Source organism: Stenotrophomonas sp. KH_036_B (genome assembly GCF_057839485.1).
In genome coordinates, this window is sequence record NZ_CM174491.1 from 3,781,284 (window position 1) to 3,797,178 (window position 15,895).

A 15,895-nucleotide genomic window follows, 5' to 3' on the forward strand; every position below is an offset into this window, starting at 1 on the left:
GGTTAGAATGGGGGCCTTCACCTGCTGGAGTTTCCCCATGCCCTCCTTTGACGTCGTTTCCGAAGTCGACATCCACGAACTGACCAACGCGGTCGACCAGGCCAACCGCGAGCTGTCCACACGCTTCGACTTCAAGGGCGTGGACGCAAAATTCGTGCTGGAGGACAGCGTGATCAGCCAGTCCGCCCCGAGCGACTTCCAGCTGCAGCAGATGACCGACATCCTGCGCCAGCGCCTGACCGCGCGGAAGATCGACGCGGCCTGCCTGGAGTTCGGCGATATCGAAACCAACCTGGCCGGCGCGCGCCAGAAGATCACCGTCAAACAAGGTATCGAGCAGAAGGTGGCCAAGAAGATCGCCGCAGCGATCAAGGAAGCCAAGCTCAAGGTCGACAGCCAGATCAACGGCGACAAGCTGCGCGTGACCGGCAAGAAGCGCGACGACCTGCAGGACGTGATGGCCCTGCTGAAAAAGGGGACGTTCGAGGTTCCCCTGCAGTTCGACAATTTCCGCGACTGACCCCCTGATGGCAGCCGGAAACTTCTGGCTTCCCGTCTGGACCATCCGGGTGACTGCAATCACGTGACAATCCGTAGCGCCGGCTGTTGGGCGGCGCTACCGGTCGACGCCCCCGCCACACGCCGCCCTACACGCCCGCCCGTACAATGCGAGCCCCAGCCAGCGACACCGCCCGCCATGAATGACGCTTCCCTCACTGCCACCCACGACCCCATCGCCGAGACCCGGAAATGGCTGGAGCAGATCGTCATCGGCCTGAACCTGTGCCCGTTCGCCAAAGCGGTGTACGTCAAGGACCAGGTGCGGTTCGTGCTCAGCGATGCGACCACGCCCGAAGCGCTGGTTGAAGAACTGGCCGAAGAGCTGATCCTGCTGCGCGATACCCCGGCCGAGCAGATCGACACCACGCTGATCGTGCACCCGGACGTGCTGACCGATTTCCTGGACTACAACGACTTCCTCGACAACGCCGATGCGGCGATCGAAGCACTGGATCTGCAGGGCATCCTGCAGGTGGCCAGCTTCCATCCGCAGTACCAGTTCGCCGGCGTGGCCCCGGATGACGTGAGCAACTACACCAACCGCGCGCCCTACCCCACCCTGCACCTGCTGCGCGAGGACAGTGTCGAGCGTGCGGTCGCCGCGTTCCCGGATCCGGACGTGATCGTGGAGCGCAACATCGAGACCCTGGACAAGCTCGGCATCGAAGGCTGGACGCGCCTGCTGGGCCGCAACGACATGCCCCCGTGTCACTGACGCCGCCGATCCTCGACTGGCCGGCGCAGCCGCTGCGTGATCGCGTGGTGGTGATCACCGGCGGTGCGCAGGGCGTTGGGCGCGGCATCGCGCAGTCGGTGCTGGGTGCCGGCGGCAGCGTGATGATCGCCGACTTGGATGCCGATGCCGGCAAGGCCTGCCTCAAGGAATGGGCGCTGCCCGAACGCGCGGCGTTCCAGCGCGCGGACGTGGCCAGCGAGCGCAGTGTGCAGGCGCTGATGAAGGCCACGCTGAAGCGCTTTGGCCGCATCGATGGCCTGGTCAACAATGCCGGCATCGCCAGTGCGCATGGCACGCCGCTGGCGGAGATGTCGCTGGCCGAATGGCAGCGTCGCCTGTCCAGCCTGCACGGCGCCTTCCTGTGCAGCAAGCATGCGCTGCCCGCGCTGCGCGAACAGGCGGCCGACACGCGTGGCGGCTCGATCATCAACATCGCTTCCACCCGCGCCTGGCAATCCGAGGCGGACAGCGAAGCCTATGCGGCGGCCAAGGGTGGGCTGGTGGCCTTCACCCACGCGTTGGCGATCAGCAACGGCCCGCAGGTACGCGTGAACAGCATCAGCCCCGGCTGGATCACCACCGACGCGTGGCAGGCACCGGCGCGGCGGCGCACGCCCAAGCTGTCGCGTCGCGATCATGCACAGCACGCGGTGGGCCGTGTCGGCCAACCCGACGACATCGGCGCGCTGGCGGTCTTCCTGCTGTCGGACCTGTCCGGCTTCATCACCGGGCAGGACCATGTCGTGGATGGCGGCATGAGCCGCACGATGATCTACGCGGAATAACCCACGTACCGTCCGATCACGCTGCGGGGTAGTGCCGGCCGCTGGCCGGCTCCTCATGACGCCGGCATCGCGCGGAGCCGGGTAGTGCCGGCCGCTGGCCGGCTCCTCATGACGCCGGCATCGCTTGGAGCCGGCCAGCGGCCGGCACTACGGGTTCATCCGGCATCGCTTGGAGCCGGCCAGCGGCCGGCACTACGGGATTCATCCGGCATCGCTTGGAGCCGGCCAGCGGCCGGCCCACCCGCGTTTACGCCATCCCGTTGTGCCGCAGCAACGCATCCACGTTCGGCGCGCGCCCGCGGAACGCGGCGAAATTCTCCGCTGCGCTGCGGCTGCCGCCCCGTGACAACACCTCGTCGCGGAACCGCCTGCCCGTCTCCGCCACCTGGTCCGGCGCTTCTTCAAACGCCGCATAGGCATCGGCGCTGAGCACTTCGGCCCACTTGTAGCTGTAATACCCTGCCGCGTAGCCACCCGAGAAGATGTGGCTGAACTGGTGCGGGAAGCGGTTCCACTCCGGCGGGCGATTGACCGCGACTTCGTCGCGCACGCGTTCCAGCAGCTGCAGCACGCTGTCCTGCACCGGATCGAAGCTGCTATGCAGCTGCATGTCGAACAGCGCGAATTCGAGCTGGCGCACGGTGAACATGCCGCTCTGGAAGTTGCGCGCGGCCAGCATGCGCTCGAACAGCGCGTGCGGCAGCGGTTCGCCGCTGTCCACGTGGGCGGTCATCGCCTGCACGCGGTCCCATTCCCAGCAGAAGTTCTCCATGAACTGGCTCGGCAGTTCCACCGCATCCCATTCCACGCCGTTGATGCCCGCCACGCCCAGCTCACCGATCCGCGTCAGCAGCTGGTGCAGGCCATGGCCCATTTCATGGAACAGCGTGGTGACTTCGTCGTGGCTGAAGGTGGACACCGTGCCATCGGCGCCCTTGCCGAAGTTGCACACCAGGTACACCAGCGGCGTCTGCACGCCCTGCGCGGTGTCGCGGCGGTTGCGGCAGTCGTCCATCCACGCGCCACCGCGCTTGCCTTCGCGCGCGTACAGGTCCAGATAGAACTGACCCACCAGCTGGCCCTGCGCATCGACCAGGCGGAAGAAGCGCACGTCCGGGTGCCATACCGGCGCCTGGTCGGGCTGCACCTGGAGGCCGTAAAGACCGTGGATGACGCTGAACAACCCTTCCAGCACCTTCGGTTCGGTGAAGTACTGCTTCACCTCCTGCTCGGAATAGCTGTAGCGCGCCTGCTTCAGCTTCTCCGCGGCGAACGCCAGGTCCCACGCATCCAGCGCCGGCAGGCCCAGTTCGTCGCGGGCGAAGGCCTCCAGCTCGGCACGGTCGCGCTGCGCGTACGGCTTGGCGCGTGCGGCCAGGTCGCGCAGGAAGCCAAGCACCTGCGGCGCGTCGTCGGCCATCTTGGTGGCGATGGAATACTCGGCGTAGCTGGGGAACCCCAGCAACGCGGCCAGTTCGGCGCGCAGTGCCAGGATGCGATCGATATGCGCGCTGTTGTCCAGCGCGGCATCGCCGAATTCGGAGGCGCGCAGCGCATTGGCGCGGTACAGCGTCTCGCGCAGCGGGCGGTGTTCGGCATAGGTCTGCACCGGCAGGTAGCACGGCATCTGCAGGGTCAGTTTCCAGCCCGGCAGCGCGTCCTTTTCCGCGGCGGCGCGGGCGGCGGCCACGACGTCATCCGGCAGGCCGGCCAGGTCACTGCGGTCTTCCACGTGCAGCGACCACGCGTCGGTGGCATCGAGCACGTTCTGCGAGAACGTCGCCGACAACGCCGAGAGTTCCTCGCGGATGGCGCTGTAGCGAGCCTTGCCCACCGCGTCCAGCTCGGCGCCGCCGAGGCGGAAATCACGCAGCGCGTTGTCCAGCACCTTGCGCCGTGCCGGTTCGTACTGCGCCGCTTCCGGCGTCGCGGCCAACGCGCGGTACTGCTCGAACAGGGCCAGGTTCTGGCCCAGCGCGCTGCCGAAACGGGTCACCTTGGGCAGGTTGGCGTTGTAGGCCTCGCGCAGCGCCGGCGTATTGACCACGCCCTGCAGGTGCCCCACCTGACCCCAGGCGCGCCAGAGGCGCTCGGTGGCGTCATCCAGCGGCTCGACGAACGTCGTCCAGCTGACCGGCTGCACGCTCTCGGCGGCCTTCACGGCAGCCTCGGCCTGGGCCAGCAGCGTGTCGATGGCCGGCCCGATGTGCGCCGGCTGGATCGCATCGAAACGGGGCAGACCGGAAAAATCGAGCAGGGGGTTGGTGGGGGTCACAGGCATCTCCAGACAGCGGGGCCGCCGCGGCGGCATCCCCCACCATATGGCACCGGCCCCGACCGCGCACAAGGCCCGGCCGCGGACCCGGTTCACGCCGTCAGTACAACGCCTCCAGCGAGGCCTCCGGCAGCACGGGCAGCCCCTGTCCGGCCACGGCGGCGGCAACCACCGCGTCGGCCTGCTCCACGTCGATGCCCTGCTTCGGGTACCACGCCGGGTTGTAGTAACTGTGCGCGTAGCGCTCGCCGCTGTCGCACAGGATGGTCACGATGGAGCCGCTGCGCCCGGCCTGGCGCATGCGCTCGGCCGCCTGCAGCACCCCGATGAAGTTGGTCCCCGTCGAGCCGCCCACGCGCCGCCCGAGCTGGCGGCTGACATGGCGCATCGCGGCCAGGCTCAGCGCGTCGGGCACCTTCACCATCGCATCCACGCTGGTCGGAATGAAGCTGGATTCCACGCGCGGCCGGCCAATGCCTTCCACCCGCGAGCCGCCTGCACAGGTCAGCTCGCGCCACGGCTCACCGGCCAGCGCGGCGCAGTACCCGTCGAAGAACACCGACACTTCCGGGTCCGCGCACAGGATGCGGGTGTCGTGCCGCCGATAGCTCACATAGCGGCCCAACGTGGCGGCGGTACCGCCGGTGCCGGGGCTGCACACGATCCATTCGGGCACCGGATGCGGCTCTTCGGCCATCTGCTTGAAGATCGACTCGGCGATGTTGTTGTTGGCCCGCCAGTCGGTGGCCCGCTCGGCGTAGGTGAACTGGTCCATGAAGTGGCCGCCGGTTTCCCGGGCCAGCTTCTCCGAATCGCAGTTCAGGTCGCAGGCGCGCTCGACCAGGTGGCAGCGGCCGCCATGGAACTCGATCGCGGCGATCTTCTCCGGCGACGTGGTGGCCGGCATCACGGCGATGAACGGCAGCCCCAGCAACCGCGCGAAATACGCTTCGGATACGGCGGTGGAGCCACTGGACGCCTCGATCACCGGCCGCCCCTCGCGCAACCAGCCATTGGCCAGCGCGTACAGGAACAGCGAGCGCGCCAGGCGGTGTTTCAGGCTGCCAGTGGGGTGGCTGGACTCGTCCTTGAAGTACAGCTCGATGCCGGGGTGGCCCGGCAGATCCATCGGAATGAGGTGGGTGTCGGCCGAGCGGTTGAAATCGGCTTCGATCTTGCGGATGGCGGCGGCCACCCATTCACGCTGCGACATGTCGGCGACGGCACGAGGAGATGCAGCATTCTACGTCGCATTGCGCCGGGCCCGCTAAAATGAACGGCCTTGCCGCCCCTTCCGGCCCCGTCACAGGATCCCCCATGAGCCTTGCCCCGCTTCAGTCCCCGCCCGGCGTTGCCGCCCAGCCGCCGGTCGAAACCACCGGTTTCGTCTTCAACCACACCATGCTGCGGGTCAAGGACGCCACCGCCTCGCTGGACTTCTACACCCGCGTGCTGGGCTTCCGCCTGCTCGACCAGCGCGACTTCCCGGACGCTCAGTTCAGCCTGTATTTTCTGGCGCTGCTGCCGGCCGGCACCCAGGTCCCGGACGCCGGCGATGCGCGCCGCGTGTGGATGGCGGGCCTTCCCGGCGTGCTGGAGCTGACCCACAACCACGGCACCGAAGCGCAGGAAGGGCGTGTCTACCACGACGGCAACCAGGACCCGCGCGGCTTCGGCCACATCTGCGTGTCGGTGCCGGACATCCAGGCCGCCTGCAAGCGCTTCGACGACCTGCAGGTGCCCTACCAGAAGCGCCTGGAAGACGGCCGCATGAAGCACCTGGCCTTCATCAAGGACCCGGATGGCTATTGGGTGGAGATCATCTCCAACACCCCGATCGCCTGATCCAGGGGGTAACGACCCATGGTCGTTACCTGCCGCTGCGGCGCGCCGCAACAATGTCTCTACCGGCCCGGTGGTATACCAGCGCTTCCCTCGAACGAAGGCGCCCGCATGGACACCATGGAACTGCACCGCGGCCGGCTGATCGACCACCTGCAACTGGTGGTGCGTGACCTGCCCGCCAGCCGCCGCTTCTACCAGGCCGTGTTCGATACCCTCGGCATCCCGATCGCCGGCGAAGGCGAGACGTATTTCTGGGCCGACGAGCTGTTCATCTCCACCGCCGACAGCGAAGCGGCCGCCGGCGAACTGACCGGCCGCCACCATCTGGCCTTCCAGGCCCGTGATCGTGCCACCGTCGATGCCTTCCACGCGGCCGCGCTCGCCGCCGGCGGCAAGGACAACGGTGCGCCCGGCGAACGGCCCTATCACCCGGGCTACTACGCCGCCTTCGCCATCGATCCGGACGGTAACAACATCGAGGTCGTCTACCACGGCCCGGCGACCTACAGCGCCGACTCGGTGAAAGTCACGTTCTGAGTACCGTCGTTACCCTGACGCGCCTTCGTAGAGCCACCCCCTGGGTGGCTGCATCCATGCCGGCACCCTGAACCCTTCAGCCACCACCCATGCCAGTCTCACAACGTGAGACTGCCCGCCCCTACCGTTTCCGCATGGAGACGATACGCAAACTGGCGATCCTGGCCGATGCCGCCAAGTACGATGCGTCCTGCGCCTCCAGTGGTGCGGGACGCCGCGATTCGCGCACGTCCGGCGGCATCGGCAGCACCGAGGGCGCCGGCATCTGCCACAGCTACACGCCCGATGGGCGGTGTGTGTCGTTGCTGAAGATCCTGCTCACCAACTTCTGCATCTACGACTGCGCCTACTGCGTGAACCGGGTATCGAGCAATGTGCCCCGCGCGCGCTTCAACGTGGCCGAAGTGGTGGCGCTCACCATGGACTTCTACAAGCGCAACTACATCGAAGGCCTGTTCCTCTCCAGCGGCATCATCCGCAATGCCGACTACACCATGGAGCAGATGGTGGAGGTGGCGCGGCAACTGCGCGAGCAACATCGCTTCTCCGGTTACATCCACCTCAAGACCATCCCCGAAGCGTCGCCGGAACTGCTGGCGGCGGCCGGTCGCTACGCGGACCGCCTGTCGATCAACATCGAGTTGCCCACCGAGGAAGGCCTGGCCAGCTTCGCGCCGGAAAAATCGATGCCCTCGATCCGCGGCGCGATGGGCGAGCTGCGCTGGCGGATCGAGGAGGCCAAGGAAGCAAAGGCAGCCCGCACTGCCAGCTCGACCGCAGTTGCCCCGCCGGCACCAGACGTACCTACCAGGCGGCGCGCCCGTGCACCGCGCTTCGCCCCGGCCGGGCAGAGCACGCAGATGATCGTCGGTGCCGACGGCGCCAGCGACCAGCAGATACTCACCGCCGCCGACACGCTGTACGGCAACTACCGCATGCGCCGCGTCTACTATTCGGCGTTCAGCCCGATCCCCGACGCCAGCCGCCTGCTGCCGCTGCAGGCACCGCCGCTGGCGCGCGAGCACCGGCTGTACCAGGCCGACTGGCTGCTGCGCTTCTACGGCTACGGCGTGGAGGAAATCACCGATACCACGCAGGGCGGCATGCTCGACCTGGACATCGACCCGAAGATGGCCTGGGCGATCCGCCACCCCGAGCGCTTCCCGGTCGACCTCAACATTGCATCGAAGGAAATGCTGCTGCGCGTGCCGGGGCTGGGCGTGCGCAACGTCAAGCGCGTGCTGATGGCGCGCCGCCACGGGCGTCTGCGCGTGGCCGACGTGGCCCGGCTGCGCGCGCCGATGAGCAAGCTGCTGCCGTTCGTGCAGCTGGCCGACCATCACCCGCGGCGTGCGCTGGATGATCCGGCCGCGCTGCGTGCGCGGCTGGCCCCGCCACCGCGCCAGGCGTCGCTGTTCCCCGACGCGGCCACGCACTGAGATGACGCGCTGGAGTGTGCGGGTGGATCCGGCCTGGTCGCTGCAGGCATGGCGTGAGTGCGCGCGGTTGGGGCTGCGGCATCGCGTTGCGCCTGAGCAGCTCGACTGGTTGCAGGATGAGGAATCGTCGCTGCTGGACGCGCCGTCCCTGGCCGGCGCGCCGGGACCCGAAGATGCCGGTGCGACGATCGGCGTGCCCAAGGCCTTCGTCGACCTGGCCGCCACCTGCCTGTGCCATCGCGATCCGCAGCGGCTCTCGCTGTTGTACCGCATGCTGTGGCGCATCGCCGGCGGCGAGCGCGGGCTGCTCACCAATCCGGCCGATCCGGACGTGCTGCGCGCCATGGCGCTGGCCCAGGCCGTGCGCCGCGACAGTCACAAGATGAAGGCGTTCGTGCGCTTCCGCGAGGTGCCCGGCGAGGACGATGCGTTCATCGCCTGGTTCGAACCCGACCACCACATCGTGGACCGCGTTGCGCCGTTCTTCGCGCGCCGGTTCGCCGGCATGCGCTGGGCGATCCTGACCCCGTACCGAAGCGCAAGCTGGGACGGCCAGGCGCTGGCCTTCGGACCCGGTGCGACGCAGGCGGACGCCCCCGTGGAAGACGCGCGCGAGGAACTGTGGCGCACCTACTACGCCAACATCTTCAATCCGGCACGCCTCAACACGAAGATGATGCAGCAGGAGATGCCGGCCCGGTACTGGAAGCACCTGCCGGAAGCCACCCTGCTGCCTGCGCTGGTGCGCGACGCCGGTGACCGTGTGCAGGAGATGCACGACCGCGAGGCGCTGGCGCCACAGCGACGGATCCCCGCGCGGACCATCCCCCTGCGTGGCCCCGCCACCGCCACGGGCGATGCATTGGATGCACTGCGCGAAGCGGCCGCTGGCTGCCGCCGCTGCCCGCTGTGGGAACCCGCCACCCAGACCGTCTTCGGCGAAGGTCCACGCGATGCGCAGGTGATGCTGGTGGGCGAGCAGCCCGGCGACACCGAGGACCTGAGCGGCCACCCGTTTGTCGGCCCGGCCGGGCAGCTGTTGCACAGGGCGCTGGCGGAGCTGGGCATCGACCGCAGCACGTTCTACCTGACCAATGCGGTGAAGCACTTCCGCTACGAGCGGCGCGGGAAAAAACGCATCCATTCCAAGCCCCAGGTCACCCACATCAACGCCTGCCGCCCGTGGTTGATGGCCGAGATCGAGCAGGTCAGCCCCAAGGTGATCGTGTGCCTGGGTGCCAGCGCAGCGCGCGCCGTGTTTGGCGGCAGCTTCCACCTGGGCCGGGACCGCGGCCAGTGGCATACGCTGGAAGATGGCACGCGCGGGCTCGCCACCGTGCATCCGTCGTGGGTGCTGCGGCAGCCGACGGGGGCTGCGCAGGAGGATGCGTATCGCGTATTGCTGGCGGACCTGTCGATGTTGGCGGATCGTTCGAGCAGCGACACTCAACACGGTGTCACGTAGGGCAGAGACATCCGTCACTGCCGTTCGCGACACCCGTTCGCCGCGCCTCTGAAGCGTGGGAGGAGTGAATCAAGGCTGCAGATGTGCGGAATTTTCAGGCGTTTCCATCGCCTTGGACGTTGGCCTGCCGCGCTGCGCACCGGGAGAGCGGCCGTAGATGACGGGACAGGGGGTATGCTCTACGCATGGTCACTCCAACGTCCAGAAAGCAGCCACCCGCCGCCAAAGCGCTGGCAACCCGGCGCGTCCCGATGACAGCCGGAGAGTTGCTCACCTTGAGCGATGAGGAACGGATCCGCAGGATGTACGACATGACGCCGGAAGAAGCGGAGGCGATCATGCGCAAGTCTGGAATATTGACTGCTTCTGGCAAATTGAAGCGCTGTTACAGATGAACGATGGACGGGCGTGGAGGCGGACCAGGCGTCCGCTCCACGCCGTGGCGGTGGTTTCAGTGCGCCGCCATGTAGATGTCCTGCAGCACTGCCTTCTCAAGCTCCAGCTCGCTGAGCAGGTTCTTGACGATGTCGCCCAGGCTCAGGATGCCGACCAGCGTGTTGCCTTCGGTCACCATCAGGTGACGGTGGCGCGAGTACGTCATCAGCGCCATGGCCTGCTTGAGCGTGGCCTCCGGCGAAATGCCTTCCAGGCCGGCCGAGGGCAGCGTGGAAATGACCCGCCTGCCTGCCTGCGGACCGTCATCGGCGAGACTGCGCACGATGTCCTTTTCCGAAATGATCCTGACCGGTGCATCGTCCTTCATCACCACAAGGGCGGCGATCTTGTGCGCGCTCATCTTGTGTGCGGCGGCGCCGATGGTGTCTTCCACATCGATGGTGACGATGGCTTCTTTCTTGGTTTGCAGCAATTCACGAACGTTCATTCTTGTTTCCTGTTACAGGCTACTGAATTCGAGAGGTGACGCGCCTGGGACCGGTTGTCGCACCCACCGGCCCTCACCCCGAGAATGGCACTGTGACTAAAACCGTCGCTGAATGTCGCTGCGGCCCCCTACTAAAGTTTTCCGAACGCCTGAAACGGCAAAGGGCGGCCGGTGAGCAGCGGACTAACAGTCCGCTCTACCGGGGGGTTGGGGTGGCCGGTTACTCCCCTTCCCGCCCGGCCAGGGTCATCACCCACCCGGGCACCCTCGGTTCGTCGGCGTAGAAGGACTTCGGCGCCTTCCCGGCCATGGCCCAGCGCTGGATCCAGCTGATCCCGCTGCCGCCGTTGTAACCGTCGGCGCGTTGATAGGCCGGGTCCTGCAGGGCCGTGTCCAGGGAGATGAAGCGGTAACCGCGCCGGCGCGTCGCGGCCACCAGCTCTTCCACGCAATCGGCAGTGAGCGCATTGGCATGGATCAGCCAGACCTGCGCGGGCAACCGGCCCAGCAGTTGCTGCGAGCGCTGCTCGTAGTAGTCCAGCTTGGTCAGCATGTACGGCACGTAGCCACGGCGAAGCTGGCGCAGGCGGGCATCCCGCGTGGCCGGATCGGTCTCGGTTTCACGTACATGGTCGTACGCGAATGCCCATATCCACTCGCTGTTGTCGATGGTAACCGGCGCAATCCGATATCCGTGCTGCGCCAGGAATACGCCAAGCGCGGCACGCTTTTCCGGGGTCTGGCCCGCATGCAGGTACGGATGGCGGAACCAGCGCGGTGCCTGTCCGGTTTCGGCGAGCAGCGGGCGCAAGGTGGCTTCACCGCGCAGGATGTCCTGCTCGTACGCCTCCAGCGTCATCGCATGCAGATCGACATGGCCGAAGGTGTGGTTGCCCAGCTCGAAACCGGCATCGCGCCAGTCACGCAGCATCTGCACCCGGGCAGGTTGCACCTGGCCATCGACCTCGAGTTTGGCCTCGTTGACGAAACCCACGACCGGCACGTCGGCCTGCTTCAGGGCAGCCATCAACTGTGCGTGCCGGACAGCAAGCTCGGGCTCGGCGCGTTCATCCAGCCGCTGCCAGGGCAGGTCGTCGATGGTCAGCGCGATGCGCCGGTCCGGCGCGGCCGCGTGTGCGACGCCCGCAAGGCACAGCAGCGCCAGCACGCCGCTGCGGAGAAATCCAATGCGCATAGGGTGCTCCCGTTGTGGCAGCGGACTAACAGTCCGCTCTACTCGTGCTGGTAGCGGACTAACAGTCCGCTCTACTCGTGCTGGCAGCGGACTCACCGTCCGCTCTACTCGACCGTGACGCTCTTGGCCAGGTTGCGCGGCTTGTCCACGTCGGTGCCGCGGGCCAGCGCGGTGTGGTACGCCAGCAGCTGCACTGGGATGGTGTGGACCACCGGGCTGAGCACGCCGGCATGGCGCGGCGTGCGGATCACGTGCACGCCTTCGGATTCGACGAAGTTGCTGTCCTGGTCGGCGAACACGAACAGCTCCCCGCCTCTCGCGCGTACTTCCTGCATGTTGGATTTGACCTTCTCCAGCAGGCTGTCGTTCGGCGCGATCACCACCACCGGCATGTCTTCGTCCACCAGCGCCAGCGGGCCGTGCTTGAGTTCGCCGGCCGGGTAGGCCTCGGCGTGGATGTAGGTGATTTCCTTGAGCTTGAGCGCGCCTTCCAGCGCGATCGGATAGTGCAGGCCACGGCCCAGGAACAGCGCACTGTTCTTGCGCGCGAAACGCTCGGCCCACGCGGCGATCTGCGGTTCCATGTTCAGCGCATGCTGCACGCTGCCGGGCAGGAAGCGCAGCTGCTCCAGGTAGTCCGCTTCCTGCGCCGCGTCGATGCGGCCGCGCAGCTTGCCCAGCACCATGGTCAGCTGGAACAACGCGGCCAGCTGGGTGGTGAAGGCCTTGGTCGAGGCCACGCCGATCTCGGCGCCGGCACGGGTGTAGCAGACCAGCTCGCTGGCGCGCGGGATGGCACTTTCCGGCACGTTGCAGATCGACAGCGTATGCAGGTGGCCCAGCGACTTGGCGTACTTCAGCGCCTCCATCGTATCCAGCGTTTCACCGGACTGGGAAATGGTGACGATCAGGTGCTTGGGATTGGCATACGCGGCGCGGTAGCGGTACTCGCTGGCGATTTCCACGCTGCACGGCAGGCCGGCAATGGCCTCGATCCAATAGCGCGCGGTCAGGCCCGAGTAGTAGCTGGTGCCGCAGGCGAGGATCTGCACGCCTTCAATGCCCGACAGCACGGCGTCGGCGTTCTTGCCGAACAGCTCGGCCGGGAAACCACCGGCGTCGATCGCCGCTTCGATGGTGTCACCCAGCGCGCGCGGCTGCTCGTGGATTTCCTTCTGCATGAAGTGGCGATACGGGCCCAGCTCCAGCGAGGCCAGCGACACATCCGACTGGTGCACGCCGCGATCGACCGGCTGGTTGTGCTCATCGAACACCTGCACGCCATCGCAACGGATGTCGGCCGTGTCGCCCTCTTCCAGGAAGATCACGTTGCGGGTGGCCGAGATCACCGCAGAGACGTCCGAGGCGACGAAGTTCTCGCCCTCGCCCAGGCCGACCAGCAGCGGGCAGCCCATGCGTGCGCAGACGAAATGGTCCGGCTCGGCACGGCTCATCACCGCCAGTGCGTAGGCACCGGTCAGCTCCTTGACCGTGCGCTGCAACGCCGAGAGCAGGCTGTCGCCGTGCTTGAGGTTGTGGTGCATCAGGTGCGCGATGACTTCGGTATCGGTCTGCGACTCGAACACGTAGCCCAGCCCGCGCAGGCGCTCACGCTGCTCCTCGTGATTCTCGATGATGCCGTTGTGCACCAGCGCCACGCCGTGGCTGATGTGCGGGTGGGCATTGGCCTCGGTGACGCCGCCATGGGTAGCCCAGCGCGTGTGGCCGATGCCCAGGGTGGCATCGAAGCCTTCGGCCAGCGCGGCCTTCTCCATCTCGGCTACCCGGCCGGTGCGGCGCACGCGGCGCACGTCGGCCTGCGCTTGGGTCTGGTCCAGCACCGCGATACCGGACGAATCGTAGCCGCGGTATTCCAGGCGCTTCAGTCCTTCGATCAGTACCGGCACCACATCGCGATTCGCGATCGCTCCCACAATCCCGCACATAGATTCAGATCCCTGCTGTCGAAGCCGCATTCTAGCGTGGGCGCCCGGACGGCTTGGCCGCTGTCCGCTTAACAAAAGTGTCCGGCGGGGTGTCCGCGGACACCCGGACAACCGGAACGCCCGTGCAAGTCATTGTTTTAAAAGGCATCGAAGTTGGCACGCGGTGTGCTTGGTATACCGCAACCCAACCGCGAACGAGCCCGATGATCCGCGACACTTCCGCACAGGACCAGACCCTCTCCACCCCGTCCACGGCGGCGCCGTGGAAGCGCTGGCTGTGGCCGGGCATCGCCGCACTGGTGGTGCTGCTGGCCATCGGCTTCGCTGCCCGGGCCTGGCTGGGTGCCAGCCGTTCGTTCGACAGCGCGCGGGTGCGCATCGCCGAGGTCAAGCAGGGTGATCTGGTCCGCGACCTTGCCGCCGATGGCCGGGTGATCGCTGCCAACAGCCCCATCCTGTACGCGATCTCGGCCGGCACGGTTGACCTGAAGGTAGTGGCCGGCGACGTGGTCAAGAAGGGCCAGGAGCTGGCGGTGATCGACAGCCCGGAGCTGCGCAGCAAGCTGGCCCAGGAACAGTCCACCCTGGCCGGCTTGGAAGCCGAAGCCAGCCGCGCCGTGCTCGATGCCACCCTGGCCCGCGCCAAGGCACGCAAGGACACCGACCAGGCCAGCATCGAGCGGCAAGCCGCCGAGCGTGACCTGCAGCGCTACCAGCGCGGGTATGACGGCGGCGCGGTCCCGCAGATCGACCTGGCCAAGGCCAACGACAGCCTGAAGAAGGCCGACATCTCGCTGGCCAACGCGCAGACCGACGCCCGCCTGCAGGGCCAGGGCGCGGACCTGGATGCGCGCAACAAGCGCCTGCTGGCCGACCGCCAGCGTGCGGTGGTGGACGAGGTGAAGCGCCAGGTGGACGCGCTGACCCTGCGCGCGCCGTTCGACGGCCAGGTCGGCCAGGTACAGGCCACCCAGCACACGCAGGTCGCCGCCAACGCCCCGATCCTGGGCGTGGTCGACCTGTCGCGCTTCGAGATCGAAATCAAGGTGCCGGAGAGCTTCGCCCGCGACCTGTCGATCGGCATCCCGGCCCAGCTCACCAGCGGCAGCGGCCAGCCCTTCCCGGGCGAGATCAGCGCCGTGTCGCCCGAAGTGGTGGCTGGCGAGGTCAACGCCCGCATCCGCTTCACCGACAAGCAGCCGCAGGGTCTGCGCCAGAGCCAGCGCATGCAGTCGCGCGTGGTGCTGGACACCCGCCGCAACGTGATCAAGGTCGAGCGTGGCCCGTTCGTCGAACAGGGCAATGGCCAGGCCTACGTCATGGATGGCGACACCGCCATCCGTCGCCCGGTGCGGCTCGGCGTAAGCAGCCTCGGCGAAGTGGAAATCCTCTCCGGCCTGCGCCCGGGCGACCGCGTGGTCGTCTCCGGCGCCGAGCTATTCGGCGACGCCGACACCGTCTCCCTCAACTGATCACCCTCACCACATCAACCAAGGAAACAGCCATGCTCGAGATGCGCTCGGTCGCCAAAGTATTCCGCACCGAACAGGTGGAAACCCATGCCCTGCGTTCGCTGGACCTGCATGTCCGCGAGGGTGAATTCGTTGCGGTGACCGGCCCGTCCGGTTCGGGCAAGACCACCTTCCTCAATATCGCCGGCCTGCTGGAAACTTTCACCAGCGGCACCTACCTGCTCGATGGGCAGGACGTGAGCAAGCTGGGCGACGACGCCCGCAGCCGCCTGCGCAACCAGAAGATCGGCTTCATCTTCCAGGGCTTCAACCTGATCTCCGACCTCAACCTGTTCGACAACGTCGATGTGCCGCTGCGCTACCGCGGCATGCCGGCCAGCGAGCGCAAGCAGCGTATCGAGCGTGCGCTGGGCCAGGTTGGGCTGGGCTCGCGCATGAAGCATTACCCGTCCGAGCTGTCGGGCGGCCAGCAGCAGCGCGCGGCCATCGCGCGTGCGTTGGCCGGCAGCCCGCGCCTGCTGCTGGCCGATGAACCGACCGGCAACCTGGACAGCCAGATGGCCCGCGGCGTGATGGAGCTGCTGGAGGAGATCAATGCCGCCGGCACCACCATCGTCATGGTGACCCATGATCCGGAACTGGCCGCACGCGCGCAGCGCAACGTGCACATCGTCGATGGCCAGGCCACCGATCTGGTGCGCGAGCCGGTGCTGGCCACCCCGCGCGTTGCCATCGCCACGCTCAACGACTGAGGCC

At 67.2% G+C, this 15,895-nt stretch carries 14 protein-coding genes; 9 read left to right on the forward strand and 5 right to left on the reverse strand.

Translation table 11 applies throughout. The features are described 5' to 3' along the window. Positions 1 to 37 precede the first annotated feature (37 nt). The 3 genes from AC3ITN_RS16775 to AC3ITN_RS16785 all read left to right on the forward strand — a co-directional run bounded on the left by AC3ITN_RS16775 (position 38) and on the right by AC3ITN_RS16785 (position 2,082). Positions 38 to 520, forward strand: a complete 483-nt coding sequence (locus AC3ITN_RS16775) for a YajQ family cyclic di-GMP-binding protein (protein WP_095362991.1) — start codon at positions 38 to 40, stop codon at positions 518 to 520. Positions 521 to 697: 177 nt separating this feature from the next. Then, positions 698 to 1,276: a DUF1415 domain-containing protein gene (locus tag AC3ITN_RS16780; protein WP_489391241.1), complete on the forward strand. Its 579-nt coding sequence runs from the start codon at positions 698 to 700 to the stop codon at positions 1,274 to 1,276. Further along, positions 1,267 to 2,082 (forward strand): SDR family oxidoreductase, encoded by an 816-nt coding sequence (locus tag AC3ITN_RS16785; protein ID WP_313348074.1) that lies wholly within the window; start codon positions 1,267 to 1,269, stop codon positions 2,080 to 2,082. The genes AC3ITN_RS16780 and AC3ITN_RS16785 overlap by 10 nt, the downstream gene beginning before the upstream one ends. 247 nt (positions 2,083 to 2,329) lie before the next feature. Here AC3ITN_RS16785 and AC3ITN_RS16790 read toward each other — a convergent pair whose 3' ends face one another. Together AC3ITN_RS16790 and AC3ITN_RS16795 are read right to left on the reverse strand one after the other, a co-directional pair. Then, the gene (locus AC3ITN_RS16790) at positions 2,330 to 4,363 is read right to left on the reverse strand and encodes a M3 family metallopeptidase (RefSeq protein ID WP_489391242.1); all 2,034 of its coding nucleotides are present in this window, start codon (positions 4,361 to 4,363) and stop codon (positions 2,330 to 2,332) included. Positions 4,364 to 4,457: 94 nt separating this feature from the next. Further along, positions 4,458 to 5,570, reverse strand: a complete 1,113-nt coding sequence (locus tag AC3ITN_RS16795) for a PLP-dependent cysteine synthase family protein (protein ID WP_313348072.1) — start codon at positions 5,568 to 5,570, stop codon at positions 4,458 to 4,460. Positions 5,571 to 5,674: 104 nt separating this feature from the next. Between AC3ITN_RS16795 and gloA the strand changes: the two genes are divergently transcribed. The 4 genes from gloA (at position 5,675) to AC3ITN_RS16815 (ending at position 9,643) form a co-directional block, all read left to right on the forward strand. Beyond that, on the forward strand, positions 5,675 to 6,202 hold the full coding sequence (gene gloA, locus AC3ITN_RS16800) for a lactoylglutathione lyase (protein ID WP_313348071.1): 528 nt from the start codon (positions 5,675 to 5,677) through the stop codon (positions 6,200 to 6,202). Positions 6,203 to 6,310: 108 nt separating this feature from the next. Continuing rightward, positions 6,311 to 6,739 carry a VOC family protein gene (locus AC3ITN_RS16805; protein WP_489391243.1) on the forward strand — a complete coding sequence of 143 codons (429 nt, stop codon included), beginning with the start codon at positions 6,311 to 6,313 and terminating at the stop codon, positions 6,737 to 6,739. Positions 6,740 to 6,873: 134 nt separating this feature from the next. After that, positions 6,874 to 8,178, forward strand: a complete 1,305-nt coding sequence (locus AC3ITN_RS16810) for a putative DNA modification/repair radical SAM protein (RefSeq protein ID WP_489391244.1) — start codon at positions 6,874 to 6,876, stop codon at positions 8,176 to 8,178. 1 nt (position 8,179) lies between these two features. Next, positions 8,180 to 9,643, forward strand: coding sequence for a UdgX family uracil-DNA binding protein (locus AC3ITN_RS16815; protein WP_489391245.1), 1,464 nt, complete (start codon positions 8,180 to 8,182; stop codon positions 9,641 to 9,643). Between the two features lie 451 nt (positions 9,644 to 10,094). On the opposite strand, the gene AC3ITN_RS16820 is transcribed toward AC3ITN_RS16815, so the two are convergent. From AC3ITN_RS16820 to glmS, 3 genes are all read right to left on the reverse strand, one after another. Next, a complete protein-coding gene (locus tag AC3ITN_RS16820; protein WP_313348066.1) occupies positions 10,095 to 10,526 on the reverse strand; it encodes a CBS domain-containing protein in 432 nt (143 codons plus the stop codon). Positions 10,527 to 10,746: 220 nt separating this feature from the next. Further along, positions 10,747 to 11,715 (reverse strand): polysaccharide deacetylase family protein, encoded by a 969-nt coding sequence (locus AC3ITN_RS16825; RefSeq protein WP_489392958.1) that lies wholly within the window; start codon positions 11,713 to 11,715, stop codon positions 10,747 to 10,749. A gap of 110 nt (positions 11,716 to 11,825) precedes the next feature. After that, positions 11,826 to 13,667 (reverse strand): glutamine--fructose-6-phosphate transaminase (isomerizing), encoded by a 1,842-nt coding sequence (gene glmS / locus AC3ITN_RS16830; protein WP_489391246.1) that lies wholly within the window; start codon positions 13,665 to 13,667, stop codon positions 11,826 to 11,828. Between the two features lie 203 nt (positions 13,668 to 13,870). Here glmS and AC3ITN_RS16835 point away from each other — a divergent pair, with 203 nt between their 5' ends. Both AC3ITN_RS16835 and AC3ITN_RS16840 read left to right on the forward strand, forming a co-directional pair. Next, complete coding sequence (locus AC3ITN_RS16835) at positions 13,871 to 15,139, forward strand: efflux RND transporter periplasmic adaptor subunit (RefSeq protein ID WP_313348063.1); 1,269 nt, start codon at positions 13,871 to 13,873, stop codon at positions 15,137 to 15,139. 32 nt (positions 15,140 to 15,171) lie between these two features. Continuing rightward, positions 15,172 to 15,891 (forward strand): ABC transporter ATP-binding protein, encoded by a 720-nt coding sequence (locus AC3ITN_RS16840; protein WP_313348062.1) that lies wholly within the window; start codon positions 15,172 to 15,174, stop codon positions 15,889 to 15,891. The last annotated feature ends 4 nt before the right edge of the window (positions 15,892 to 15,895 follow it).